The sequence below is a fragment of the Methylovorus menthalis genome (assembly GCF_020523625.1).
Lineage (GTDB): Bacteria > Pseudomonadota > Gammaproteobacteria > Burkholderiales > Methylophilaceae > Methylovorus > Methylovorus menthalis.
Genome location: NZ_JAJAQH010000003.1, coordinates 86,933 through 111,851 on the forward strand (window position 1 = coordinate 86,933; position 24,919 = coordinate 111,851).

Sequence of the window (24,919 nt, forward strand, 5' to 3'; positions counted from 1 at the left end):
TTATGTCGCCTCGGGCACATCCAGCACATAGCCCATGCCGCGGACGGTATGAATCAACTTGGGCTCAAACGGGTCATCAATCTTGGCGCGCAGGCGTCGCATGGCAACCTCAATCACATTGGTGTCGCTGTCAAAATTCATGTCCCACACCTGCGAGGCAATCAGCGAGCGCGACAATACCTCACCACGCCGACGAACCAGCAATTCGAGCAGCCCGAACTCCTTGGCCGTGAGCTCGATTTTCTTGCCATCACGCTGCACGCGCCGTCGCATGACATCAATTTCCAGGTTGGCAACTTGTAGTACATCCGCTTCGCGCGTCCTGCCACGGCGCAGCAGGGTGCGTATGCGGGCCAGCAATTCAGAAAAGGCAAACGGTTTGACCAGGTAATCGTCGGCGCCAAGTTCCAGGCCCTTTACCCGGTCCTCCACCAGGTCCCGCGCTGTGAGGAACAGAACGGGCGTATGCTTGCCCGCCTCACGCAGGGCCGAGATGATCTGCCAGCCATTGGCGCGCGGCAGCATCACATCCAGAATGATCAGGTCGTAGTGTTCACCCAGCGCCATATGCTGCCCATCCAGTCCATCATGGACCAGGTCCGTGACAAATCCGGCCTCGGTCAGGCCTTTGCGTAAATACTCGCCGGTTTTGTGTTCATCCTCGACTACAAGAATTCGCATGGAGTGGTCAGGTGGTGGTGTAGACAGTGATTGTGCCGCAAACCATGCTGGCTGGCAGCAAGATGACAAAAATGTAATCTTGATGTCAGCTGGCTGTTGGGTGGCAAATGACATGATGGTCAGCATGAAACCAATTCCGTATATCCACTTGTGGCGGGCAAGCATGATGCGCAGGGCCTGTGTGCGGCTGTTATGGCCCCTTGTGCTTGTCAGCCTGTTGCCGGGTTGCGCCACATTTTCGCGCGATGGCGGATTTGATCAGGTGGCTTCCACAGTGAAATCAAGAACCGGCAAGGATATTCGCTGGGTCAAGTCCGAAGACGAGCGTCATGCCCTGGACGAGCGCATCGCACAACTGTTGCAGCAGCCTCTCGGCGTGGATGATGCCGTGCAGATTGCCTTGCTGAATAATCGCGGCCTGCAGGCATCCTATGCCGAGCTGGGGATTTCAGAGGCTGATCTGGTGCAGGCCGGCCGTTTGCCCAACCCGCGCTTCTCCATGCTGCGCGCCAGCCGTGACGGCGAATACAAGATCGAACAGGCGCTGACCTTCAATATTTTTTCGCTGGTGACCATGCCCAAGGCCACCGCCATCGAGCGTCGCCGCTTTGAGCAAACCCAGCGCCAGGTATCGCTGGAGGTCCTGCGGCTGGCCAACGATACCCGCAAAGCGTATTTCACCGCGCTGGCTGCCACGCAGTCCGAACGCTACATGCAGCAGGTGACGCGGGCGGCGGAGACCAGTGCCACTCTGGCACAACGCATGAAGCAGGCCGGCAACTGGAGCACACTGGATGAGGCGCGTGAGCAGGGGTTTTATGCAGATGCAACGGTGGGCGCGGCCCGTGCCCGCCAGGCCAGTGTGCAGGCCACCGAACAACTTACGCGGCTGATGGGGCTGGATCACGCCCAATATAAGTTGCCCGAGCGCATGCCTGATCTGCCTGGGCAGATGGCAGAGGCTGGCAGTCTAGAGCAGACCGCGATGCAGCAGCGCATGGATCTGCAGATGATGAAGCTGCAAACCGAAGCCCTTGCCGGTCAATTGGGTCTCACCAAAACCACGCGGTTTATCAATGTGCTGGAGCTGGGCCCTGCCCGCGTGCTGGAGGGGCGACGCTCGGACCCTTACAAAAATGGCGTCGAGATTTCGCTGGAGATTCCCTTGTTTGACTGGGGCAGCGCCCGCGTGGCGAGGGCAGAGTCTACCTATATGCAAGCGGTGAACCTGCTGGCGCAGACGGCGGTGGAAGCCCGGTCGCAAGTACGCGAAGGCTATGGCCGTTATCGCGCCAGCTACGATATCGCCAGGAGTTATCGCGATAACGTGGTGCCTATCCGCCAGAAAATCGCCGAAGAAAACCAGCTGCGCTATAACGGCATGCTGGTCAGTGTGTTTGATTTGCTGGCCGATGCGCGCGCGCAGATCGCCAGTGTCAACAGCTACATCGAAGCCTTGCGCGATTTCTGGCTGGCGCAGAGCGATATGGAAATGTCGTTGATCGGCAAGCCCGATTTTTCTGCGCCAGCTGCGGCTCTGGTCGCCCAATAATACGAGCCCAGACCAGTCAGCAGGCTCAAGTAATCAATAGAACAGGATAACGATATGGTGTCTAGGCGTGATTTTCTCAAAGGTGCCAGCCTGGCCGGGGTGGCAGCAACCGCCGCTACGGTCAGCAAAGTCGCCATGGCCGCGTTGCCGGAGATTGTCTCGGTGAGTGATGCCGAAACCCAGGCGCCGCTCATGCCCGACAATGGTCGCCCCTATAACCCGGTAGTCACCCTGAATGGCTGGACATTACCATGGCGTATGCGCAATGGCGTGAAGGAGTTTCATCTGGTGGCCGAGCCGGTGGTGCGCGAATTGGCGCCCGGCATGAAGGCGCATTTATGGGGTTACAACGGCCAGAGCCCGGGCCCCACGATTGAAGTAGTGGAAGGCGACCGCGTGCGTATCTATGTCACCAATCGCCTCCCCGAGCACACCTCCATGCACTGGCATGGCCAGCGCCTGCCCAATGGTATGGATGGCGTCACCGGCCTGACCCAGCCAGGCATCAAGCCCGGCAAAACCTTTGCCTATGAGTTTGTCGCGCAGCGGGCTGGCACCTTTATGTATCACCCGCATGCCGATGAAATGACGCAGATGGCGATGGGCATGATGGGCTTTTGGGTCACGCATCCGAAAAACCCCGCCACCATGGCGGTGGACCGTGATTTTGTGTTCCTGATCAATGCCTACGATATCGACCCCGGTGCTTACACGCCGCGCATCAATACCATGCTGGATTTCAATCTGTGGACCTTCAATAGCCGTGTTTTTCCGGGCATCAGCCCCATGGTGGTGAATCAAGGCGATCGGGTACGCATCCGCGTGGGCAATCTCAGCATGACCAATCACCCCATCCATATTCATGGTCACGAGTTCATGGTGACGGGCACCGATGGTGGCTGGGTGCCGCCCACCGCACGTTGGCCCGAAGTGACCACCGACATTGCTGTGGGCCAGATGCGGGCGCTGGAATTCAAGGCGGATGCGCCGGGCGACTGGGCGTTTCATTGCCATAAAAGCCATCACACCATGAATGCCATGGGGCATGACGTGCCCACCATGCTCGGCGTGGATCAGCGCGACTTGAAACAGCAACTGCAAGGCTTGTTGCCGGACTACATGGCCATGGGCCAGCACGGCATGGCCAATATGGCGGAGATGCAAATGCCACTGCCGGACAACACCCTGCCGATGATGTCGGGCCAGGGCCAGTTTGGCGGGGTGGAAATGGGCGGCATGTTTACCACCGTCAAAATCCGCAAGGGCATCGCCAAACATGATTATCGCGACCCCGGCCATTACCAGCACCCCGCCGGTACGGTGGCCTGGGAAGTGGAAAACGATCTCCCGCCTGTCGAGCGGCCTGCAGACACCGACGCCGAAGGTGGCGTTGAAGTGCAGGTGCGCAAACCCGGCGACCACATGCAGCATTAACCTGAATGGATGTTACTTATGACCAAGCCAGTAATTCGTGTTTTATGGACCTTTAACCTGATCGGCATGATGGCCTTGCCGCTGCCGGGGTATGCGCACGAGGGGATGACGCATGACGCGCCACCGATTTCTGCCGCAGATACCGACATCAGCGCCACCCAAGGCGAAGTGCGCAAGATCAATCTGGAGCAAGGCACCATTACGCTACGGCATGGCGATATCAAAAATCTGGGGATGCCGGGCATGACCATGGTCTTTGTCGCGCGAGATAAAGCCATGCTGCATGGTCTGGCAGAGGGCGACCAAGTGGTGTTTCGTGCTGAGCGGCTGAATGGAGTGCTGATGGTGATTGCCATCCAAAAGCAGGGGGCAGCCAGTTCATCGTCAAATCCGGCGCCCTGAGCCAGTCGCATGACGTGAGGCTGGTGGTCTGACGATAGCGCGGCTGGATATCCCATTCAATCCATTGCAAAGACCATAAAAAAAGCCCCGGTTTCCCGGGGCTTTTTACTTGATGGCGAGGCTTGCAGCCTCTGCATCAGGCCTTGATTACATCATGCCGCCCATGCCACCCATACCGCCCATGTCGCCGCCGCCCATCGCAGGCGCGTCTTCCTTAGGCAGTTCTGCAACCAGTGCGTCGGTTGTCAGAATCAGGGATGCAACAGAAGCTGCATTTTGCAGTGCGGAACGCGTTACCTTGGCTGGATCCAGAACGCCCAGTTCAACCAGGTCACCGTAAGTGCCGTTGGCAGCGTTGTAACCGTAGTTACCCTTGCCTTCCAGTACCTTGTTAACCACAACAGATGGCTCGTCACCAGCGTTAGCCACGATCTGGCGCAGAGGCTCTTCAATCGCGCGCAGCACGATCTTGATACCAGCGTCCTGATCAGGATTGTCGCCCTTCAGTTCCTTGATCGCAGCGCGAGCACGCAGCAGAGCTACGCCGCCGCCAGCCACGATACCTTCTTCAACAGCGGCGCGGGTAGCGTGCAATGCATCTTCCACACGTGCTTTCTTTTCCTTCATTTCGATTTCGGTAGCAGCGCCAACCTTGATCACAGCAACACCGCCAGCCAGCTTGGCTACGCGCTCTTGCAGTTTTTCACGGTCGTAGTCGCTGCTTGCGTCTTCGATTTGCTTCTTGATCTGCTCAATGCGGCTCTTGATGGTGTCTTCAACGCCAGCACCGTCGATGATGGTGGTGTTTTCTTTGCCCACTTCAATACGCTTGGCTTGGCCCAGGTCGTTCAGGGTTACACTTTCCAGCTTCAAGCCCACTTCTTCAGCAATCACGGTACCGCCGGTCAGGATGGCGATATCTTCCAGCATGGCCTTGCGACGGTCACCAAAGCCAGGAGCCTTCACAGCCACAGTCTTCAGGATGCCGCGGATGTTGTTCACCACCAGGGTAGCCAGTGCTTCGCCTTCGATATCTTCAGCGATGATCAGCAGAGGACGGCCAGACTTCGCAACTTGCTCCAGCGCTGGCAGCAGGTCACGAATGTTGGAGATCTTCTTGTCGTGCAGCAGCACGAATGGATTTTCCAGCAGGGCGATTTGACGCTCTGGGTTGTTGATGAAGTAAGGAGACAGGTAACCACGGTCAAACTGCATGCCTTCAACCACGTCCAGCTCGTTTTCCAGGCCGGAACCATCTTCCACGGTGATAACGCCTTCTTTGCCTACCTTGTCCATGGCATCCGCAATGATCTGACCGATGTCAGCATCCGAGTTGGCGGAGATGGAACCCACTTGAGCAATTTCCTTGCTGGTTGTGGTTGGCTTGGAGATCGCCTTGATTTCTTCCACGATCGCCACAACAGCCTTGTCGATACCACGCTTCAGGTCAGCTGGGTTGAAACCGGCAGCGACGTACTTGAAGCCTTCACGTACGATGGCTTGAGCCAGTACGGTAGCGGTCGTGGTGCCGTCACCAGCGTTGTCGGAAGTCTTGGAAGCCACTTCCTTCACCAGTTGGGCGCCCATGTTTTCCAGCTTGTCTTTCAGCTCGATTTCCTTGGCAACGGATACACCATCCTTGGTCACGGTAGGGGCGCCAAAAGAACGCTCCAGCACCACGTTACGGCCTTTAGGACCCAGCGTTACCTTAACGGCATTTGCCAGAATGTTCACACCGTTAACGATTTTGGCACGTGCCTCATCGCCAAAAATTACTTGTTTTGCAGCCATTGTTAATTCTCCTGAATCTAGATTCGGTTAAGGGATGCGTCGCAATTAAGCTTCAACAACGCCCAGAATGTCTTCTTCACGCAGTACCAGTACTTCTTCGCCGTTAACCTTAACAGCCTGGCCTGCATACTTGCCGAACAACACCTTGTCGCCCACTTTCACATCCAGAGCGATAGCTTTGCCGCTGTCATCCTTCTTGCCAGGACCAACAGCGAGGATCTCGCCTTGATCGGGCTTCTCTGCAGCAGTATCTGGAATGACGATGCCGGATGCTGTTTTACGTTCTTCTTCCAAGCGCTTAACAATCACGCGGTCATGCAAAGGACGAATTGCCATGAGTTACTCTCCTTAATAAAGTCATTTTTTGACATTGGGTTAATCAGAATTCGGGTAGGGCAGGGTGCTTTTAGCACTCAACCCTATAGAGTGCTAATAATAAGGGCGAGGGTGGGATTTTTCAAGAGAGGGCTGGTCTTTTGTCGTGAGCAATTTAATTCAAGAGGTTTTTGATTTAGGTGAATATATTAAATTGATTAATAAATTCAATAGGATGGTGTTTATTTTTGAATGGGTGCGAAAACCATGTAATTCCACATGCCCAGGATTGCTGAGTTCGGAAAAAATATAAGGTCAACTTTCGCGGCCTTTATAATTCAGCCGTTACAATTTCAGTATATTCAGTTACTAAATAATAAAAACGCATTTTCTCAATTGAGCTTACAACTTCGATCCATTTTGATACTAGGGTACGGCAGCATCGGACAAGGCCTCACCGAAATACTGCTACGACACTTTTCCCTGGCTCCTCATCAAATCATCATCATCGCAGCAGACGATGACGGCGCAATCGTAGCCGCGCATTTTGGGTTGTCGATCATTACATTGCGTCTGGATGAAGGTAATTATGAAAAGACGATCAGCCGCTACCTGCAGCCAGGCAGTCTCCTGATCAATGTATCTGTGGAAGTATCCTCAAAATCGTTAGTGGAGTGGTGTCGACCTCGGCAAGTCCTTTACCTCGATACCTGTGTGGAGCCTTGGGCTGGTGGATACCATAGGGCAGATGACCATGCTTTGACGACAAACTATTTTTTGCGGCATGAGATATTGAAAGATAGTCGGCCTGGCGACCCTACAGCTATCGTAGCCCATGGGGCAAACCCGGGCCTGGTCAGTCACCTTGTGAAGGAGGGGTTGCAATCTCTCGCCACCTTGAGGGGTTTAGATCACTGGCACTCATGGCCGGACCTTGCACAACAACTTGGCGTAAAGGTCATTCAGGTGGCCGAGCGCGACACCCAATATACAAGGCTGCCACTACCCGCAGAGCATTTTTACAATACCTGGTCCGTAGATGGGTTGCTCGCTGAAGCGTGGCAGCCAGCCGAAATGGGTTGGGGCAGCCATGAGCAAACACTCCCGTTTGATGCACATCGGCATACATCAGGCGATCAGTCTGGCATTTATCTTGATCGCCATAGCATGGATATCAGGGTCAAATCGTGGGTGCCGTCAGTCGGTCCACAAGAGGCTTTGCTGCTTTCTCATCATGAAGCGCTGTCAATTGCCAATTGGTTGACCATGCCAGTAGACGGGCTTGATGGTTCAACTTATTACCGGCCTACGGTTTACTATGCTTATCATCCCGCTCCAATTGCATTAGAGTCATTAAATAATTGGAGGGCTAACCAGTACCAACCGCCATTTGTAACCAAGGTTCTGAGAGATGAACTGGAGAATGGTATGGATCAGTTGGGCGTGCTACTTGTATTTGAGGGCGGTGCTTATTGGTATGGCTCGACATTGACACTTATAGAGGCACGCGAGCTTTCGCTCTTCAATAGTGCGACTTCTCTGCAAGTCGTGGCTGGCATCATTGGCGCCATTAGCTGGATGCTGGAAAATCCTGTCAAGGGTGTCATTGAAGCGGAATATGTGGACCATGGATATGTCATGCGCATTGCGCGCCCGTACCTTGGGCATGTTGGTGGCGTTCTCACAGACTGGCAACCACATTCAACAGGTGGCTTACAGTTTGAAGATTTCCTTATAAAAAAACACAATGAATGAACGTTGATACATTAAGGGAGACAATTTGAAGAAAAAATCGGTATCGGTGCCGCTGATTATCCTTGGCAGCCTGAGCTTGTCCGCATGTGACCCACAACCACTCAATGATGTGCAACAACAGGTATATAACAGTCGCGAAGAATGTGAGCGTGACTGGAATGATGGCCAGTCTTGCACAGACAATCCGAATGGTGAGCCTACCAACGATCATAATCCCTATTATGTGTACGGCCCCCGCTGGTATGGCCCTCGTTATTATTGGGATCATGATTTGCAACGCCCAGTGCAGTTGCGTCAGGATGGTACGACGCGGGTCATCAACAATAGCCGCATCAATTCATCAAGTGGATATAGCAGCAATTCCACTACGATTGGCAAAATTGATCGCGGCGGTTTTGGCTACACCGCACGCGGTTTTTCCGGAGGCGGTTAAATATGCAGCGCCTTACGATAACGCCCCGCCCGGATGCCGGTAAAAAGCTGGAGCAACAGGGACTCTCTTTCCACAATTGGGACGACTACTGGAAAGAAGACGCCTGTTATCAATTTACCCTGACTCAGATAGAGGAAATTGAAACCGCCACCGAAAACCTTTATGCCATGTGCCAACAGGCCTTACAGCTTGTGATTGATCAACAGCGCCTTGGCCAGTTGGGTATTCCAGAAATGTTCTGGCAGGCTATCCGCCAGTCCTGGGAAAAAGCTGACTTCTCGATTTATGGTCGCTTTGACCTTGCCTACGATGGCAAGAGTCCGCCCAAGATGCTGGAATACAATGCGGACACCCCGACCTCCCTGCTGGAGTCGGCAGTCTGCCAGTGGTACTGGCTGGAGGATGTATTTCCACAGCATGACCAGTTCAACTCGCTCCATGAAAAACTGGTAGACCGATGGAAAGCCTTGCCCAAAGGTGCGCCTGTTCATCTCACTTCATTGCTGGATAATGAAGAGGACTGGGTATGTGCCATGTACATGCTTGATACCGTCACACAGGCAGGGCACCAGGCCAAGCATATCTTTGTCGAAGATATTGGTTGGGACGAGGACCTCAAGTGTTTTGTGGACATGGAAACTGAGCCAATAGCTCGGCTGTTCAAGCTTTATCCCTGGGAGTGGATGATGCGGGAATCCTTTGCAGAACATGTTCTACAGGCACCGACACGTTTTATCGAACCACTCTGGAAGTCCGTGCTGTCCTGTAAAGGGCTGCTCCCCGTCTTGTGGGAGCTGTTTCCAGGTCACCCCAATCTGCTCCCTGCCTATTTTGATGCTGGCAAGCTTGCTTCGTATGCGCGTAAGCCGCTCTATTCGCGTGAGGGAGCCAACATTCAGCTAGTCAGGAATGGCCAGTTGATTGCGGAGGATGATGGCCCTTATGGTGCGGAAGGCTATATTTATCAGGAGCTATATGACATCCCGGTGTTTGATGGAAAATATCCTGTGATTGGTTCCTGGGTGGTGAATGGAGAGCCTGCCGGCATGTGCATACGCGAAGATGTGAAAGCCATTACCACCAATATGAGCAACTTTGTCCCGCATTTTTTTACTGAGTGAATTGAATAAAAAGGATAACTCCATGATCAACAGCATTGCTGCTTTTCTGTCCTATTTGGGTGTTGCCATCCTGCTATTGGGCGCATTTATGGCTATCTATGTCCAGATCACCCCATACAAAGAATTCAAGCTGATTGCACAAGGCAATGCTGCCGCAGCAATTTCCTTGTCAGGCGCAGTGCTCGGCTTCACTTTCCCATTGCTTGCCTCCATCTACTATACCCAATCCTTGCTCGAAATGACCATATGGGCAGGCATTACCTGCATTGTTCAGCTACTGGTCTTCACCGTCATGCGGCACTGGGCAAAACATATTGAAGATGGCGTACTGGCACCGGCCATTATATTGGCTGCATTGTCCATGAGTGTTGGCCTGCTGAATGCAGTGAGTATCAGCCATTAAGTGATCAAGGACTTATCATGAATTACCTCATTCACTTCCAGAAGATATTACTTTGGTCACCCAGTTAACAGGCTGCAATCAAATGGCCAATAAAGAAGTTGGATATCAATGGACATGCCAGGTGTGCGATCAGAGCAACTCACCGCAAGCGAATGTATGTGCCAGATGTCAATTTCCATCGCACGCTTCAGGCAGGGAGATTGAGGCCGCAAAAATGGCATTTTCCAATGGTGATCCAACGCAAGGTATTGCCAAGGATGTAAATGAGTTGGGGATAATCATCGGGATTTTGCTGCTGTGTACGGGCGGATTTTTGATGAAGTTTTGTTGGGAAAGTGGAGGATCTGCTCCCGGTATCGTATTAATTCTTCTTGGCGCATTAATACTTAACCTTAGCGGGTATGTTTGGCCGAAGAGAAAAGGTTAGAAACATGTTGTTTGTCTGGATTCCAAGGGTACGCTGCTGGGTTTAACTGCATGGGTCTGTCGCCGCTAGCGGCTAGGCTGGTTCGCTAAATCAATGTCAGTTGCGCCCTGAGCTGCATGTAAGCCTTGGATGCATGAAATGCGGGCAGGAACTCTTCAAACGTATTAATCGGCAGGGGCCTGCTGAACAGATACCCCTGGTATTTCATGCAGCCTTTATTCAGCAGGTAGTTCAGCTGCTCGGTGGTTTCCACGCCTTCTGCAATCAGCATCATGTTGAGGTTTTTGCTGAGCACGACCAGGGTTTCCACAATCGCCTTGTCACTTTCGTTGGTCAAGAGATCGCGCACAAAGGATTGGTCTATCTTTAGCTGCTCAAACGGCAGGTGCTTGAGGTAGTTGAGTGAGGAGTAGCCGGTGCCAAAGTCATCCAGTGACCAACTGATGCCGAAGGCGCGCAGGGCTTTCATTTTCTGGATGGTGGTGTCGACATCCTTTGCCAGCATGCTTTCGGTGAGTTCCAATTTCAGGTGGGCGGGCGTGGCGCCGCTGCGCATCACGATCTCGATGACTTCCTGCACAAAGTCGGGTTGCCTGAGCTGCGATGCGCTGACATTCACGGCGATGCTGAGATGTGCCGTCTGCGGGTCTTTTGACCACTTTACCAATTGGGCGCAGGCTTCTTTCAGTACCCAGGTGCCAATTGGCTGGATCAGGCCAGTTTCTTCTGCCACGGCGATGAATACGCCGGGCGGTATCATGCCGCGCGTCGGGTGTTGCCAGCGCAGGAGCGCTTCGGCTCCGAAAATATGCCCCTCGGCATCGACCTGGGGCTGATAGTGCAAGCAGAAATGGCCTTTCGCCAGGGCTTCGCGCATGTCCGCGTACAGCGAGTTGCGTATGGGGGTCTGTTGCAGGACAAGCCGCAGGGCAGCTTCGTCAAGGTGGAGTAGATTTGTCGGGCGGCCATCGCGAGGCACGCCCGCGTTCGCTTCGCGATACAATAAGGCCTCACGCCAGTGAGGTGGAAAATCGTCATGTGATCTCCACTCGCCTGGCAATCCACATTGCCTGACCCCACAAGGATTCAACATTAAGCTCGTTCCCAGCCTGGTCGTTTCCGAAAATCCCGCGGATCCGTTCCGGTACATTATTTCTGTGCGTGCCATGTGCGATCTGGTTGCCCGTCGCGGTGATCTGGATCAGCGCTTTACGCCGGCGCCCACGGCGCTGGAGGGGATGATGGGGCATACCTCGGTCACGTCTAATCGCAATGCCAGCTACGAGACCGAGATTGCGCTCACTGGCGAATATCAGAACATTTTTGTGCGGGGCCGGGCAGATGGCTATGACCCGGAGCTCAACCAGCTGGAGGAGATCAAGACTTTCAAGGGCCTGCTGGAGCGCATGCCGGAAAATCATCGCTTCCTGCACTGGGCGCAGGCCAAGGTGTATGCCGCGCTGTTGTCGCAGGAGCGCGAGCTGCGCGAGATCAATACCGCGCTGGTGTATTACAACGTATCGAGCAAGACGGAAGAGCCGCTAAGCGAGCTTTATACGGCGGAGGAGCTGGCCGCGTATTTCAACGCGCAATGCGCCCAGCTGCGCACCTGGGCGGACCGCGAGGTGGCGCACCGCCTGCGCCGTAACCTGCAGCTCACGGCCTTGCAGTTTCCGCACCCTACCTTTCGCACCGGGCAGCGCGTACTGTCGGAATCGGTGTACAAAACGGCGAGCCTGGGCAAATGCCTGATGGCGCAGGCCACCACCGGCATCGGCAAAACGCTGGGCACGCTTTTCCCGCTGCTGAAAGCCATGCCGGAAAAGAAGCTGGACAAGATTTTCTTTCTCACGGCGAAAACCTCCGGGCGCAAGCTGGCGCTGGATGCCATCCATGTGATTCACGCGGCCAACCCGGACCTTGGCTTGCGTACGCTGGAACTGGTGGCGCGCGAAAAGGCCTGCGAGCACCCCGACAAAAGCTGCCATGGAGACTCCTGCCCGCTGGCCAAGGGGTTTTATGACCGCTTGCCGCCAGCGCGCATAGCAGCGCTGGAGCGCGGCATGATGGACCGCGAGGCACTGGCGGCGGTGGCGCGGCAACATCAGATTTGCCCTTATTACCTGGCGCAGGATCTGGTGAGCTGGAGCGATGTGGTGGTGGGCGATTACAACTACTACTTTGATCTGTATGCCGTGCTGTATGCGGGCACGGTGATGAATGAATGGCGCGTCAGCATCCTAGTGGATGAGGCGCACAACATGATAGAGCGCGGCCGCAAGATGTACAGCGCCAAGCTGGATCAGCAGGTGTTCGAGGTCATGCGGCAGGAAGCCCCCAAGTCGCTGAAAACACCGCTGGAAAAACTCAGCCAGGCCTGGAGCAGCATGGTGCAGCCGCAGGTGGCACCGTATGAGGTCTATCCGGCGATTGAGGAAGACTTTGAGCTTTCCCTGCAGCGGGTGGTCACGCGCATTACCGATTATCTGGTGCTGCACCCGACCGATAACGCCGCCAGCCTGCTGAATTTCTATTTTGACGCCCTGCAGTTTGTCACGCTGGCCGATGCCTTTGGCCCGCATTCCATGTTTGATATCACGCTGAAAGAGGGCCGCGCTAATTTGTTGCAGGCAAACACGGTGCTATGCATACGCAATATCGTGCCCGCGCCATTCCTCAAGACGCGCTTTGATGCCGCGCAATCTGCCACGCTGTTTTCCGCCACGCTCAGCCCCTCGCATTTTTACAGTGACATGCTGGGCCTGCCGGATAAAACGCCGTTTATCGATGTGCCATCGCCATTCAGCCCAGAGCAGCTCGATGTGCGGCTGGTGACGCATATTTCCACGCGCTATCTGCGCCGGCGCCACTCGGTGATGCCGATTGCCCAGCTCATGGCCAGGCAATACAAAGCCCGACCTGGCAACTATCTGCTGTTCGTGAGTAGCTTTGATTATTTGCAGCAGGTATACGCGCTTTTTACCGAGCGTTATCCCGATATCCCGGTGCGGCAGCAAGCGCGCATGATGACGGAGCAGGACAGGGAAGCCTTTATCAATGGCTTTACTGATACCTCGGAAGGCATTGCGTTTGCCGTGCTGGGCGGTGCTTTCGGTGAGGGCATCGATTTGCCGGGTGATCGGCTGGTGGGCGCCTTTGTCGCCACCATAGGCTTGCCGCAGATCAACGAGGTAAACGAGCAGATGCGGGAACGCATGGAAGAGATATTTGGCACAGGGTATGAGTACACTTATCTCTACCCCGGCCTGCAGAAAGTGGTACAGGCGGCGGGCCGTGTGATCCGTACGCGCGAAGATACGGGCGCCATTTACCTGATTGATGACCGCTACTCGCAAGCCGAGGTGCGTGCCCTGCTGCCAACGTGGTGGGAAATCCGCTAAGGCATTTGGTGGCGGTAGCCTGGGATGAATAGCCCGCTGATCCAGAGTGTCATTTCCCTAACCCCCCTTGTCAGGCCCGCTCGCTTTTCCGGGTCTCGGCTATCTGGCGTTGCAGCAAATGCAACACATGCCGCTCAATGGCATCCAGTGCCCAGGGCGCATCTTTATGCGTGGTTTCCTGCTCAACTGCCTCCAGCAGTTTGCCCGCCATATAGGTTTCAATAATCAGCGGGTGCACATAACACTTGCGGCAGATGGTGGGGGTGTTGCCCAGCTTGCGGGCGGCTTCGGTGATCGCCTGCACCACATTCTTTTTGGCCTGGGTCTGGTTTTCAAACGCATCCAGTGAGGTGAGCGATTGAAAGGTATGCAAGGTGCCAGACCAGGTTCTGAAATCCTTGGCGGTATAGTCGCGGCCGGTAATCGTCTTGAGATAAGCATTCACATCGGATGAGCTGATGGCATGGCGTTGCCCATCATCATCCACATACTGAAACAGCGCTTGCCCCGGCAGGTCCTTCATCTTGCGCACCAGGCTGGCCAGCCTTGCATTCTGCAATTCGATGGCATGCTCCACCCGGCTTTTGCCGCGGAAGTGAAAAGCGATGCGGCCGCCTTGCACCTCTACATGGCGATTGCGCAGGGTAGTGAGTCCAAAGGAACGGTTGGTGCGGGCATATTCGTCATTGCCAACGCGTATCATGGTTTTTTCCAGCAAGGCAATCACCAGTGCCAGCACTTTCTCCCGGCACAACCCTGGCCTGGCAAGGTCCGCATCTACTTGCTCGCGTATCAGCGGCAGATGCAGGGCGAAATCCAGCATGTGGGCGTATTTCGCTTCATCGCGGATGGCGCGCCACTCCTTGTGGTAGCGATACTGCTTGCGGCCCTTGGCATCCACCCCGGTGGCTTGGATGTGCCCATTGGCATACGGGCATATCCACACGTCTTGCCAGGCAGGCGGAATGGCGAGCGCCTTGATGCGCACCAGATGCGTTTTGTCATGCAGTGGGCGGCCTTGCCGGTCTATATAGCGGAAGCCCTTGGCTGTGTGTTTGCGGGCAAAGCCGGGTGTGCCGTCATTCACATAGCGCAGCCGCGCGGCTTCGGCTGACAACGCCATGTCGCCATGCAATTCGGCACCGAGGGCGTCGTTGAGCTGGACTGTGCATTCATCAAGCGTGGTATCGGGCATCGCGTGCTTTCAGCGGATGGATATGTACTTGATGACCAGTGCTGGCGGGTAAAAGTGCCTGAACGTCGGATGAAACGCTCAGGTCACCATAGCCTCAGATTGCAATGGCGAAGACCGGATCGTCGGCGGGGTGCCTGGCTGAAAGTCGCTGGCCTTCGAGCAGCAGCTCGTCATGAAAGATGCTGGCAATGGGCGATAGCTTTTTGCCCTTGGACGTGACGATATGCCAGTTGGCATGAATGGGGAAACCGGCGACATCCAGCACGGTGATCTCGGTTTGATTGGGGTAATCATGAATGGCGTGGATGGAAATCACGCCGATGCCGAGATCACTGGCGACGGCTTCTTTAATCGCCTCGTTGCTGCCCAGCTCCAGCCGGATATTCGGCATGAACTTCATCTCCTTGAAATGCATATCGCAGGCCATGCGCGTGCCTGAGCCCATTTCGCGCAGGATAAACCGGTCTTGGCTGAGCTGATCCAGCGTGATGTGAGGCTGATGCGCCAAGGGGTGGGCTTTATTGGCGATGATGACGAGCGGGTTGGGCATGAAGACTTCGTCCTCAATCTCGATATGCAGCGGCGGCCGCGACATGATGTACATGTCATCCATGTTTTTTTCGAGGCGCTCGATGACTCCCTCGCGATTCAATACTTCCAGCGCAATATCAATTTCCGGATAGCGCTGGCAAAACGAGCCCAGCACCCGCGGCACAAAATATTTGGCGGTGCTCACTACCGCAATCTTTAGGCGGCCGCGCGTCACGCCTTTCAACGCCATGACTTTCTGCTCAAAGGCCTCCCACTCGGCGGACATAATGCGTGCGCTGTTGGCCAGCTCCAGCCCTACCTCGGTCATGTGGATTTTTTTGGCGATCACCTCAAACAGCGGCAGGCCGACGGTGCTCGCCAGCTCCTTCAGTTGCATGGAGGCGGTGGGCTGGGTGATATGCATCCGCCGCGCGGCTGCTGTCACGCTACCGGTATCGGCCAGGGCCAGCAGCAAACGTAATTGGCGAAAGGTGACGTTCATAGGTTTTATCTATGTAAGTGTTGATTATTATCTATTTTACACTATGAATATTGCTTCTTATACTGCGCTCACTTTTAAGGGGAGCGTATACGTGAGCAATTTTGCTGATCCAGCCATACTGTTTTTCATATTCGGGGTGCTAGCCGGGTTTGCCCGGTCCAATCTGGAAATCCCGCATGCCATTTCTCGTTTTTTATCGTTGTATCTCCTGATGGCGCTGGGCTTGAAAGGCGGCTTTGCCCTGCATCATTCCGGCATTACCTCCGAAGTCAGCCTGGCGTTGGGCCTCGCGATTTTTCTTGCCGTGTTTATTCCCATCGTGGCGTATTTCATCCTGGGAAAATGGCTCAATAAACTGGATGCCGCGGCGATTGCGGCTACTTATGGCTCCATCAGCGCGGTGACCTTCATTACCGCCTCGCAAAGTCTGGATCAGCAGGGTATTCATTACGGCGGCTACATGGCCGCGGCGATGGCGCTGATGGAATCGCCTGCCATTGTGCTGGCGATCGTGCTCGCCAATAAGGCCAGAGCGCAGCAATCGACTGGCACGTCCACTCACACCAGTTTGTCCAAGGTTCTGCATGAGTCGTTTACCGATGGTGGGCAGTTGCTGCTGCTGGGTGCCATGGCGATCGGCATTCTCAGTGGCGATGCCGGGCATAAAGCCATGACGCCGTTTTCGATTGATCTGTTCAAGGGCCTGCTGTCATTCTTCTTGCTGGATATGGGCTTGCAGGTGGCGAGAAACCTCAGCCAGTTGAAGCGCGTGCCCAGGCTGACCATTGTGTATGGCCTGGTGGCGCCACCCGTGCATGCCATGCTGGCCCTGGGCATTTGCAAGCTGGTGGGCATGCAGCTGGGCGAAACCATCCTGCTGATGGTGCTGGCAGCCAGTGCGTCTTACATTGCAGTGCCCGCCGTCTTGCGGCAGGCGGTGCCTGAGGTGAGTCCGGCGCTGTATATGGGCATGTCGCTGGGTATTACGTTTCCGCTGAATATTCTGATCGGGATTCCTGCTTATACCTGGCTTGCGCATTATTTCATGTAGCTGGGGTGGATAGAGCCTGGTTTTAGCGTGACTGATATGGTTTTTATTGAGACATCTGCATCTGTTGGTGTTTTGCCCGCTGCACTATGATGCCTCTTCGTTTATCCAGGCTGGGGCTTTCATGCAGATTGTGGCGGTAACCAAAAAAGATCAGGACTTGCTGTTTGCCTCGGGCAATACCTTGCGCATTTCGGTGGAGCGCATGTTTGAAGTCGGCATCTACGAAGGGGCGGCAGAGGTAGCGCGTATCCGCTTTGAAGCGCTGTCGTCGCTCAATAATCTGGAGCTGCCACCGTTGTATCGGCTGTCCGCCGCATCGGTGACTACCGCCATGCCGCGCGAGCAGCTGGCCGATGCGGGCCGCGCCGCGATTGCCTTGTTTCAGTATTACACCAACGGCAGCGTGCGCGTGCCCGACGAGATGCAGGCGACGCTGGCGCTGGCCTGATCAGCGGATATGTTCGGGGATCAGCCTCGCCACCGTGTGCAGGGCCTGCTCGATTTCACTGGTCCATTCATGGCCGTAATTCAGCCGTATGTATTGCGAAAACTGCCGTTGCGCTGAAAACATGGGGCCTGGCGCAATGCTGATGCCATGTTCCAGACAATGCTGATGCAGCGAGAGTGCATCGGTGCCGTCGGGCAGTTTCAGCCACAGAAAATAGCCACCTGCCGGGCGCGTCAGCTGAGTACCGGCTGGGAATACCTGCTCAATGGTTTCAATAAAGCGTATCTGCTGCATCAGCAAGGTATGCCTGAGTGAGCGCAAGTGGCGGTCATAGCCACCCATGGCCAGATACGCTGCCAGCGTTTGCTGTACCGGCGCGGGCGCGGCAAGCGTGGTGGTGAGCTTGATGCGCTCTATGGTTTTGGCGTAGCGACCCGCTGCCACCCAACCCACGCGATACCCCGGCGCCAGACATTTGGAAAATGACGAGCAATGCATGACCAGGCCCTCGGTATCAAACGCCTTGGCAGGCTTGGGGCGCTGCTGCCCAAAGTACAGTTCACCATACACATCATCTTCGATCAGCGGCACCTGATAGCGCTGCAGCAAGGCCACCAAGGCCTGCTTTTTATCCTCCGGCATCAGGCTGCCCAAGGGATTCTGAAAATTGGTCATCAGCCAGCAGGCTGCTGGTTTATGCTGCTCCAGTGCCGCTGCCATGGCATTCAGATTGACGCCGGTTTTGGGATGGCTGGGGATTTCAATGGCATTCAGCCCATTACGCTCGATCGCCTGCAGCGCGGCATAAAAGGTCGGGCACTCGATCAGAATGCTATCACCGGGTTTTGAGACCGCGGCCAGGCAGAGATTGAGCGCTTCCAGCGCGCCATTGGTAATCACGATGTCATCGGTAGGCACGCTGAAACCATCAATCATGTAGCGCACGGCAATCTGGCGGCGCAGGTTTTCATCGCCCGGGCTCAAGTCACGCACCGAGCTCCACGGGTCCATGTGCTGGGCGATGGAGGCCATGGTGCGGCCCAGTTTTTTCAGCGGAAACAGCAAAGGGCTGGGGAAGGCAGACCCCAGCGGCACCACCGTACGATTGCGAGTGGCGCCCAGAATATCAAACACCAGCTCGCTCACATCCACCGGCGTCAAATACGGATGCGCCACCGGGTGCGCGACCAGCTCCGGCAGGCTGGAACCACCACCACTGACGTAATAGCCCGAGCGCTCTTTTACCGTAATCAGGCCGCGCGCTTCCAGCAGATAATAGGCTTCAAATACGGTAGAAGCGTTTACCGCATGGCTAGCGCTGGCCTGGCGCACCGATGGCAGTTTGTCACCCTTGCGCAGCACACCGGTGCGTATGGATTCGGCAATATCTTCCGCCAGTTTTTCGTATTTTTTCATGGCCGGGCCCTGCAGCTGATCAGGCAGGCAGTATAAATCTGATATGGTTTTTTATGTGGTTTCTGCATCTGTTTTATATTGATGGCGAGTTTTAACATGGCACATACTCAAATGAATGGAGCCAGCCATGCAAGCGGTTATTGCCGGTGCTGCCAAGCCCGCCAGAAAAATCATTCCTATCGTGCCGTATGCGGTCAAGGGCAAATATCGTAATCTCAAGACCGGGATTCTACTCCTGGCCTACACGGTTTATTTTGGCCTGCCCTGGCTCACCTGGCATGGTGCCGCGCGCAGCGGCCAGCCTTTGCTGTTTGACCTTGCTAATTCCCGCTTCTTTTTGTTTGATATCGTGATCTTCCCGCAGGACCTGATGGTGCTGATGGCGATCATGGTCATGGCGGCCACCATGCTGTTTGTCTCGGCCGCGCTATATGGCCGGGTATTCTGCGGGTTTTTCTGCTTCCAGACCTTGTGGACCGATGCCTTCCGCATGATAGAAGGCTGGGTGCAGGGCGAGGCGCAGGCCCGTATCCGCTTGATGAAACAACCCTGGGGCCTGGAGAAAATCGCCAAGCTGGGGCTGACCCATGCGCTCTGGCTTTGCCTGGCGCTGGCAACGGCCGTGACCTTTACCCTGTATTTCGCCGATGCCCGCCACCTGATCTCCGCCATCTGGGAAGGCCATGCGCCCATGGCGGCCTACACCGCCATTGCTACCATCACCGCTACCACCTATGTCGCTGCCGGCTTTGCCCGCGAGAATATCTGCCGCGTGGCTTGTCCCTATGGCAAATTCCAGAGCGCGATGCAGGACCCGCTGACCAAAACCGTGGTCTACGATGCTGCCCGCGGTGAACGCACGCAAGGCCGCCAGCCACCCGCCAAGGCGCTCAAGGAGCCAGGTTCGCGTCAGCAGCAGGGCGTGGGCGACTGTATTGATTGCGGCTATTGCGTCAATGTCTGCCCCACCGGCGTGGATATCCGCAAGGGCTTTCAGATTGACTGCATTGCCTGCGGTTTGTGTATTGATGCCTGCAATACCATCATGAAATCCATACAGCTGCCAACCGGCCTGATTGATTTCCGCCAGGCCGCGGCGGTGGAGCCTGCGGCCAAATCTGCCACCATCAGCTTTGCCAGCCGCCTCAAGCAATATGGCTATCTGGGGCTGATGGCATTGGCGATTGTCTTCTTTGCCTACAAGATCCAGCACCTGGAGCCCTTCGTCGCCAATATCCAGCAAGACCAGCCGCTGGTGACCCGCATGTCCAATGGCGACCTCAAAAGCCGCTACATGGTGCGCCTCACCAATAAAGAGGCTCATGCACAGACTTATGTGCTCACCCTGCAAGGCTTGCCAACCGATGCTGCCGCTGCCCGGCACGTGATGCAAGTGCCCTCCGGCAAAACCTACGCCAGCACTTTCAGCATTGTGCTTTCACCGCAGGTGGCGCAGACGCTGCAAGGCTTTACTGCCGTGATCACGCCGCTGGAAGCGCATGAACGCGCCGAGCCTGAAAAAGCCCAGGAATTCAGTCTGGCGTATTCGTCGGGCCAGACTAGGGAGTGATAGGCGTGGCAGGGTTACAGCAACGGCAGCATGTGGCTGGCGGCGGGGACATCCTGGAATAGCAGGGCGGGATTGTGCAGTACCTGGGTCATTTCCTTGGCGGGCAGGGGTTTGCTGAACAGGAAGCCCTGCATCTTGGTGCAGCCCAGCGATTGCAGGGTGTGCATCTGCGGCAGGGTTTCCACGCCTTCGGCAATGAGGTCGAGCTTGAAGCCGTTGGCGATACCGGCAATCGCCGAGATGATGGAGGCGTTTTCGTTGGTGCTGCTGATGTCGCTGACGAAAGATTTGTCGATCTTGACGCTGTGGATGGGGAAGCGACGCAAGTAGGCAAGCGAGGAGTAGCAGGTGCCAAAGTCATCCAGGGCGATCTTGATGCCGTGGCTGCCCAGCTCTTTCAGCTTGCTGATCGAGCTTTCCACATCGCGCATCAGCAGGTTTTCGGTAATCTCGATTTCAAACAAGTCTTCGCTCAGCTGGTGGTGGCGTATCGGCGTCAATATGCGGCTGACAAAGGCATCTTCTTCCACGAGTTGCGGTGAGATGTTGATGGCCAGGCTGAAGTTGTTGAGCCCGGCATCCTGCCATTGCCGCATCTGCACGCAGGCTTCTTCCAGCAGCATTTCCCCCAGGGCGTGGATAAGCCCGGTTTCTTCTGCCAGCGGGATGAATTCCAGCGGTGAGACCAGGCCGAGCTCGGGGTGATGCCAGCGCGCCAGGGCTTCGAGGCCGATGACGCAATGACCATCCAGATGAATCTTGGGCTGGTAGTACAGCACGATCTGGCGTTTTTCGATGGCGCGCCGCAGCTCGTTTTCCAGCGACAGCTTTTTGTGGAACATGCTGTTCATGCTCGGATCGTAATACTGGAAGCCATTCTTGCCGCGCCATTTGACGTGGTACATGGCAATGTCGGCGCGCTTGATCAGGTTTTCGATGGAATCGCCATGGTCCGGGTAAATGGCGATGCCGATACTGGATGAGATGAAAATTTCGCGATCATCCAGCATGAAGGGGCGCTTCAGCTCATCAAAAATCTTCTGGGCAATTACCGTCGCATCATCCGGCTGATTGAGCTCGTGCAGCAGCATGGTGAATTCATCGCCACCCATGCGCGCCAACGTATCCTGCTCGCGCATGCAGTTGCGCAGGCGCGCGGCGACTTGCTTCAATAGCTCATCGCCATACAGGTGACCCAGTGTGTCGTTCACCCATTTGAAACGGTCCAGATCCAGGAACATGATCGCCAGCTTGTGCTTGTTGCGCTTGGCGTGGTGAATCGCCACCGTGAGTCTGTCCTTGAACAGCATGCGGTTGGGCAGGTCGGTCAGGGTATCGTGGTAAGCCTGATGAGTGATCGCCTGCTCGGCTTTTTTGCGCTCGGTAATGTCGCGCGCGACGCCATAGGTGCCGTTGAATGGCGTGCCATGTTCCGGGTGCGTGCCATAAATGCCCATGGCATTGATGACGACCGTGATGTAATTCTGGTCGGGCTGGCGACGCTCACTGCGACGCTCCTGGCAGCGCAGCCGAAGCTCCACGTTTTTGGCGGCGCGGTTGCCGGTGCGGCGCTCATTGAAGGCATGGTGTGCCCGCTCAAAATCCTCTTCATGGATCAGCAGCGTGTAATGCTTGCCCAGCATGGTCTCGCGCGAGTAGCCCAGCAGGGTTTCCACGCGGTTGTTGATGAAGGTGAAGTTGCCGTTGTCATCCAGCGTGTAGATGATGTCGGGCGAGCTGTCGATCAGGTACTGATAAAGCGTTTCGGATTCTTCGAGCCGGGCGTGGATGGATTTGTTCTGCAGCTCAAGCCGCGAGTGTTCCAGCGCATTTTCAATGGTGCGCAGCAATTCTTCTGGCTGGTAGGGTTTGCGCAAAAAGTCATAGGCGCCATGGCGCATGGCATCAATCGCGGCATTCAGGGTTTTGGTACCACTGATGACTACCACCGGTATGCGTTGCTTGCCCTTGGGGAGTTGCATCAGCACCTCATGCCCGGTCATGCCCGGCATGGAAAGGTCCAGCAGCATCAGGTCAAATCGTTGCTCGGCGACGAGATCAAGCGCCGCATGGCCGGAGTTGCACACCTGGGCGACATAGCCATGGATTTCCACCAGGTATTTGAGGCTCTCGGCCAGCCGGACATTGTCATCGACGATAAGCAGCCGGGCCAGCGGCGCTGGCTCGGCAACCGGCTTGGGTGTGGCGTTGATGGGATAGATGCTCGACATGGTGCCCTTTTATTCCATTAATGCCAGATCGCTGGCTTCGGATTGCAGAGGCAGGCGCACGTCAAAGCTGGTGCCCTGGGGGGATGTACGGCAGGCCATGCTGCCATGCAGGGATTTGATAATGTCGTTACTGATGGTGAGCCCGATGCCACCATGGTTGCCGCCCTTGGTGCTGGTTTGCGGGCTGAACAAGCGTGCCATCACCTCATCGGGGATGCCGTGGCCGGTATCGCTGACCTGAATCAGCAGCATGGGTTGTTCGCCAGCCCGATTTTCCACGTGGGTGGCAATGGTGAGCGTGCCGCCATTCGGCATGGCTTCGGCGGCATTGCGGATCAGATTGACCAGCACTTGCCGCAATTGGTACGGAATGGTGGTGACTTCAGGCAGGGTGGGATGCAGTGCTTCCACCACATCCACGCCAGCGGGTTCCAGGTAAGTCTGGCGATGCAGGGTGATCAGGTCCAGCACCATCTGGTTGATATCCACACTGGCGGCGCTATAGCTTTGGCCATTGGAATACAGTTCGCCGATCATGACGCCGATGCGGTCGATCTCTTCATTGACGATGCTGATGTCATCGCTTTGCATGCCGTTTTTCAACATGCGCTGCTCTAAAATCGCGAGGTAGTTTTTGACGGTAGTGAGCGGGTTGCTGGTCTCGTGTACAAACCGTCGCAAGCGTTCTTTTTGCGCTTCGCCGGCCAGCATGTCATCGGCGGGTTGTCCTCTGGCGGCGATGCGGCTGGCGGCAATGCGGGCAAGGGCGGTGGGGATGGACATCTGCGTGTCCAGTAGCAGAAATTCCGGCTGATCCAGCGCCAGCACCATCACCCCCATGGGCTTGCCTTTCAGCATCATGGGCACGCATAGCATGCCTGCGGCATCGCTCATGCGCATCATCTGCTTGTCTGGCAGGCTGGCCTTGCTGCCACGGAATGCCTCAAAACTATGGCGCGCAGCCTGCGCAAGCCAGGTGTCGGCAATCAGGCTCACATCCTGCTGGGTCGGCAGGATAAAGTCGGCTACCCATTTCTGGTCAGCCTGCAGCGGCTTGCCGATCAGGGTGGTCTGGGTTTCATTTGGCACAAACAGCATCAGCTGCTTGCTGTGGCAGATCAGCCGCGCCAGCTTTTGCAATTGCAGCAGCAAGGCCTCTTCATCCGGCTGCTGGCTGAGCGTGCTTTCCATGTGGTTGATCAGCGCATTGCTTGCCACGCCTTGCATCAGGCGGTCATCTATATTGGACGATGGCGCGAGCGGCGCTTGCGCACGGTTGCCCAGCGCGCCCAGCAGGGCTTCGATATCTTCGGCTTCCGGGGCGCTTTCCATGCCCAGCGCCGGTTTTTCGGCTTCGAGATTGAGCGAGATCGCCAGCACATCAATCTGCTGATGGCTGATGCTGACAATTTCATCCAGCGCGGTTTCGCTCAGGTTGAACCAGCGCTCTGCCAGTTCGGCCAGGGCGGGCTTGTCACGGATATTCTGCTGCGCCAGCAGATTGGCCAGGTAGACAATCTTGATCAGTGCCGGGGAGTGTTCCAGCTGCGCGGCAGGCAAATGGTGATAAGCAATCGCATCTTCGAGGAAAGACTTCACCTGCCAGTTTTTGATGACCCAGGCGCCAAGCTCGCAATGGTCGATGCCAAAGCGCGCGGCTTCACTCTCGATGTAGTTTGGCAGGGATTCGTCGATGGCAAAAAACGCCTGGTACTGGGCATTGAATCCGCTCAACAGCCCCAGGCGGCCAATGTCGTGCAGCAGGCCTGAAATATAGGCTTCGTCGGTAGAAACCGCGCTCGTGCGGGCGGCCAGCGCCTTGCACAGCACGGCCGTGCGCAGCGAGTGATACCAGTAACTGGCGAGATCCTGCTGATTGCTCTTGAAGTAATCGCTCAGCATGCGCTGGAAAATAATGCTCAGGGTCAGGGTCTTGACCAGGTCCCAGCCGAGGTTGGAGATGCCGCTATACACCGACAATACCTGGGTTCCACGCTGGAATGCCGCCGAGTTGGCCACTTGCAGGATGCGGGCGCTGATCACCACATCCATTTCCATCAGGTCCGCCAGCTTGCGCATGTCGGTATCTTCATCCTGCAGCAATTCCAGAATGCGTGTCAGCACCTGCGGAATAGATGGCAGCGCGCTGATCGTGACGTGATTCAGCACGATCTGCGCGTGATGGTCCGGCATATATTGAGGCGATTGCTGCATGGGTTTATGGATTCAAAGTCCGCGTTTTAAAAACAGGCTACAAAAG

21 protein-coding genes are annotated in these 24,919 nt (G+C 55.7%); 12 read left to right on the forward strand and 9 right to left on the reverse strand.

Annotation, left to right across the window (positions count from 1 at the left end):
- On the reverse strand, positions 1 to 681 hold the full coding sequence (locus tag LG204_RS03020) for a heavy metal response regulator transcription factor (protein WP_230336104.1): 681 nt from the start codon (positions 679 to 681) through the stop codon (positions 1 to 3).
- 163 nt (positions 682 to 844) lie between these two features.
- Between LG204_RS03020 and LG204_RS03025 the strand changes: the two genes are divergently transcribed.
- Genes LG204_RS03025 through LG204_RS03035 form a run of 3 tightly spaced genes read left to right on the forward strand, consistent with a single transcriptional unit; the run spans position 845 to position 4,069 of the window.
- Positions 845 to 2,233, forward strand: coding sequence for a TolC family protein (locus LG204_RS03025; protein WP_230336105.1), 1,389 nt, complete (start codon positions 845 to 847; stop codon positions 2,231 to 2,233).
- 54 nt (positions 2,234 to 2,287) lie between these two features.
- The gene (locus LG204_RS03030) at positions 2,288 to 3,667 is read left to right on the forward strand and encodes a multicopper oxidase family protein (RefSeq protein WP_230335878.1); all 1,380 of its coding nucleotides are present in this window, start codon (positions 2,288 to 2,290) and stop codon (positions 3,665 to 3,667) included.
- A gap of 18 nt (positions 3,668 to 3,685) precedes the next feature.
- Positions 3,686 to 4,069, forward strand: coding sequence for a copper-binding protein (locus LG204_RS03035; RefSeq protein ID WP_230335879.1), 384 nt, complete (start codon positions 3,686 to 3,688; stop codon positions 4,067 to 4,069).
- 147 nt (positions 4,070 to 4,216) lie between these two features.
- On the opposite strand, the gene groL is transcribed toward LG204_RS03035, so the two are convergent.
- Together groL and groES are read right to left on the reverse strand one after the other, a co-directional pair.
- On the reverse strand, positions 4,217 to 5,860 hold the full coding sequence (groL, locus tag LG204_RS03040; protein WP_230335880.1) for a chaperonin GroEL: 1,644 nt from the start codon (positions 5,858 to 5,860) through the stop codon (positions 4,217 to 4,219).
- Positions 5,861 to 5,905: 45 nt separating this feature from the next.
- A complete protein-coding gene (gene groES, locus LG204_RS03045) occupies positions 5,906 to 6,196 on the reverse strand; it encodes a co-chaperone GroES (protein WP_230335881.1) in 291 nt (96 codons plus the stop codon).
- A gap of 258 nt (positions 6,197 to 6,454) precedes the next feature.
- Here groES and LG204_RS03050 point away from each other — a divergent pair, with 258 nt between their 5' ends.
- The 5 genes from LG204_RS03050 (at position 6,455) to LG204_RS03070 (ending at position 10,314) form a co-directional block, all read left to right on the forward strand.
- Positions 6,455 to 7,930: a saccharopine dehydrogenase NADP-binding domain-containing protein gene (locus tag LG204_RS03050; RefSeq protein WP_230335882.1), complete on the forward strand. Its 1,476-nt coding sequence runs from the start codon at positions 6,455 to 6,457 to the stop codon at positions 7,928 to 7,930.
- Positions 7,931 to 7,955: 25 nt separating this feature from the next.
- Positions 7,956 to 8,363 carry a hypothetical protein gene (locus LG204_RS03055; RefSeq protein WP_230335883.1) on the forward strand — a complete coding sequence of 136 codons (408 nt, stop codon included), beginning with the start codon at positions 7,956 to 7,958 and terminating at the stop codon, positions 8,361 to 8,363.
- Positions 8,364 to 8,365: 2 nt separating this feature from the next.
- Positions 8,366 to 9,484, forward strand: coding sequence for a glutathionylspermidine synthase family protein (locus LG204_RS03060; protein WP_230335884.1), 1,119 nt, complete (start codon positions 8,366 to 8,368; stop codon positions 9,482 to 9,484).
- Between the two features lie 22 nt (positions 9,485 to 9,506).
- On the forward strand, positions 9,507 to 9,887 hold the full coding sequence (locus LG204_RS03065) for a DUF350 domain-containing protein (protein WP_230335885.1): 381 nt from the start codon (positions 9,507 to 9,509) through the stop codon (positions 9,885 to 9,887).
- Positions 9,888 to 9,969: 82 nt separating this feature from the next.
- Positions 9,970 to 10,314 carry a zinc finger Ran-binding domain-containing protein gene (locus LG204_RS03070; RefSeq protein WP_230335886.1) on the forward strand — a complete coding sequence of 115 codons (345 nt, stop codon included), beginning with the start codon at positions 9,970 to 9,972 and terminating at the stop codon, positions 10,312 to 10,314.
- Positions 10,315 to 10,399: 85 nt separating this feature from the next.
- Here the strand turns inward: LG204_RS03070 and LG204_RS03075 are convergent, their stop codons facing one another.
- Positions 10,400 to 11,317, reverse strand: coding sequence for a putative bifunctional diguanylate cyclase/phosphodiesterase (locus LG204_RS03075; RefSeq protein WP_230335887.1), 918 nt, complete (start codon positions 11,315 to 11,317; stop codon positions 10,400 to 10,402).
- A gap of 163 nt (positions 11,318 to 11,480) precedes the next feature.
- Between LG204_RS03075 and LG204_RS03080 the strand changes: the two genes are divergently transcribed.
- Positions 11,481 to 13,715 carry an ATP-dependent DNA helicase gene (locus LG204_RS03080; RefSeq protein WP_230335888.1) on the forward strand — a complete coding sequence of 745 codons (2,235 nt, stop codon included), beginning with the start codon at positions 11,481 to 11,483 and terminating at the stop codon, positions 13,713 to 13,715.
- A 70-nt stretch (positions 13,716 to 13,785) separates the two neighbouring features.
- Here LG204_RS03080 and LG204_RS03085 read toward each other — a convergent pair whose 3' ends face one another.
- Both LG204_RS03085 and LG204_RS03090 read right to left on the reverse strand, forming a co-directional pair.
- Complete coding sequence (locus LG204_RS03085; RefSeq protein ID WP_230335889.1) at positions 13,786 to 14,910, reverse strand: DNA topoisomerase IB; 1,125 nt, start codon at positions 14,908 to 14,910, stop codon at positions 13,786 to 13,788.
- Between the two features lie 94 nt (positions 14,911 to 15,004).
- The gene (locus LG204_RS03090) at positions 15,005 to 15,943 is read right to left on the reverse strand and encodes a LysR family transcriptional regulator (RefSeq protein ID WP_230335890.1); all 939 of its coding nucleotides are present in this window, start codon (positions 15,941 to 15,943) and stop codon (positions 15,005 to 15,007) included.
- A gap of 91 nt (positions 15,944 to 16,034) precedes the next feature.
- Here LG204_RS03090 and LG204_RS03095 point away from each other — a divergent pair, with 91 nt between their 5' ends.
- Entirely contained in the window at positions 16,035 to 16,994 is a 960-nt protein-coding gene (locus LG204_RS03095) for a sodium-dependent bicarbonate transport family permease (RefSeq protein WP_230335891.1), read from the forward strand.
- A gap of 46 nt (positions 16,995 to 17,040) precedes the next feature.
- Positions 17,041 to 17,442: a hypothetical protein gene (locus LG204_RS03100; protein ID WP_230335892.1), complete on the forward strand. Its 402-nt coding sequence runs from the start codon at positions 17,041 to 17,043 to the stop codon at positions 17,440 to 17,442.
- Here LG204_RS03100 and LG204_RS03105 read toward each other — a convergent pair whose 3' ends face one another.
- A complete protein-coding gene (locus LG204_RS03105) occupies positions 17,443 to 18,858 on the reverse strand; it encodes an aminotransferase-like domain-containing protein (protein ID WP_230335893.1) in 1,416 nt (471 codons plus the stop codon).
- A 127-nt stretch (positions 18,859 to 18,985) separates the two neighbouring features.
- Here LG204_RS03105 and ccoG point away from each other — a divergent pair, with 127 nt between their 5' ends.
- The gene (ccoG, locus tag LG204_RS03110; protein ID WP_230335894.1) at positions 18,986 to 20,428 is read left to right on the forward strand and encodes a cytochrome c oxidase accessory protein CcoG; all 1,443 of its coding nucleotides are present in this window, start codon (positions 18,986 to 18,988) and stop codon (positions 20,426 to 20,428) included.
- Between the two features lie 14 nt (positions 20,429 to 20,442).
- Here the strand turns inward: ccoG and LG204_RS03115 are convergent, their stop codons facing one another.
- Positions 20,443 to 22,659, reverse strand: a complete 2,217-nt coding sequence (locus LG204_RS03115) for an EAL domain-containing protein (RefSeq protein ID WP_230335895.1) — start codon at positions 22,657 to 22,659, stop codon at positions 20,443 to 20,445.
- 9 nt (positions 22,660 to 22,668) lie between these two features.
- Positions 22,669 to 24,873, reverse strand: a complete 2,205-nt coding sequence (locus LG204_RS03120) for an HDOD domain-containing protein (RefSeq protein WP_230335896.1) — start codon at positions 24,871 to 24,873, stop codon at positions 22,669 to 22,671.
- Positions 24,874 to 24,919 lie beyond the last annotated feature (46 nt).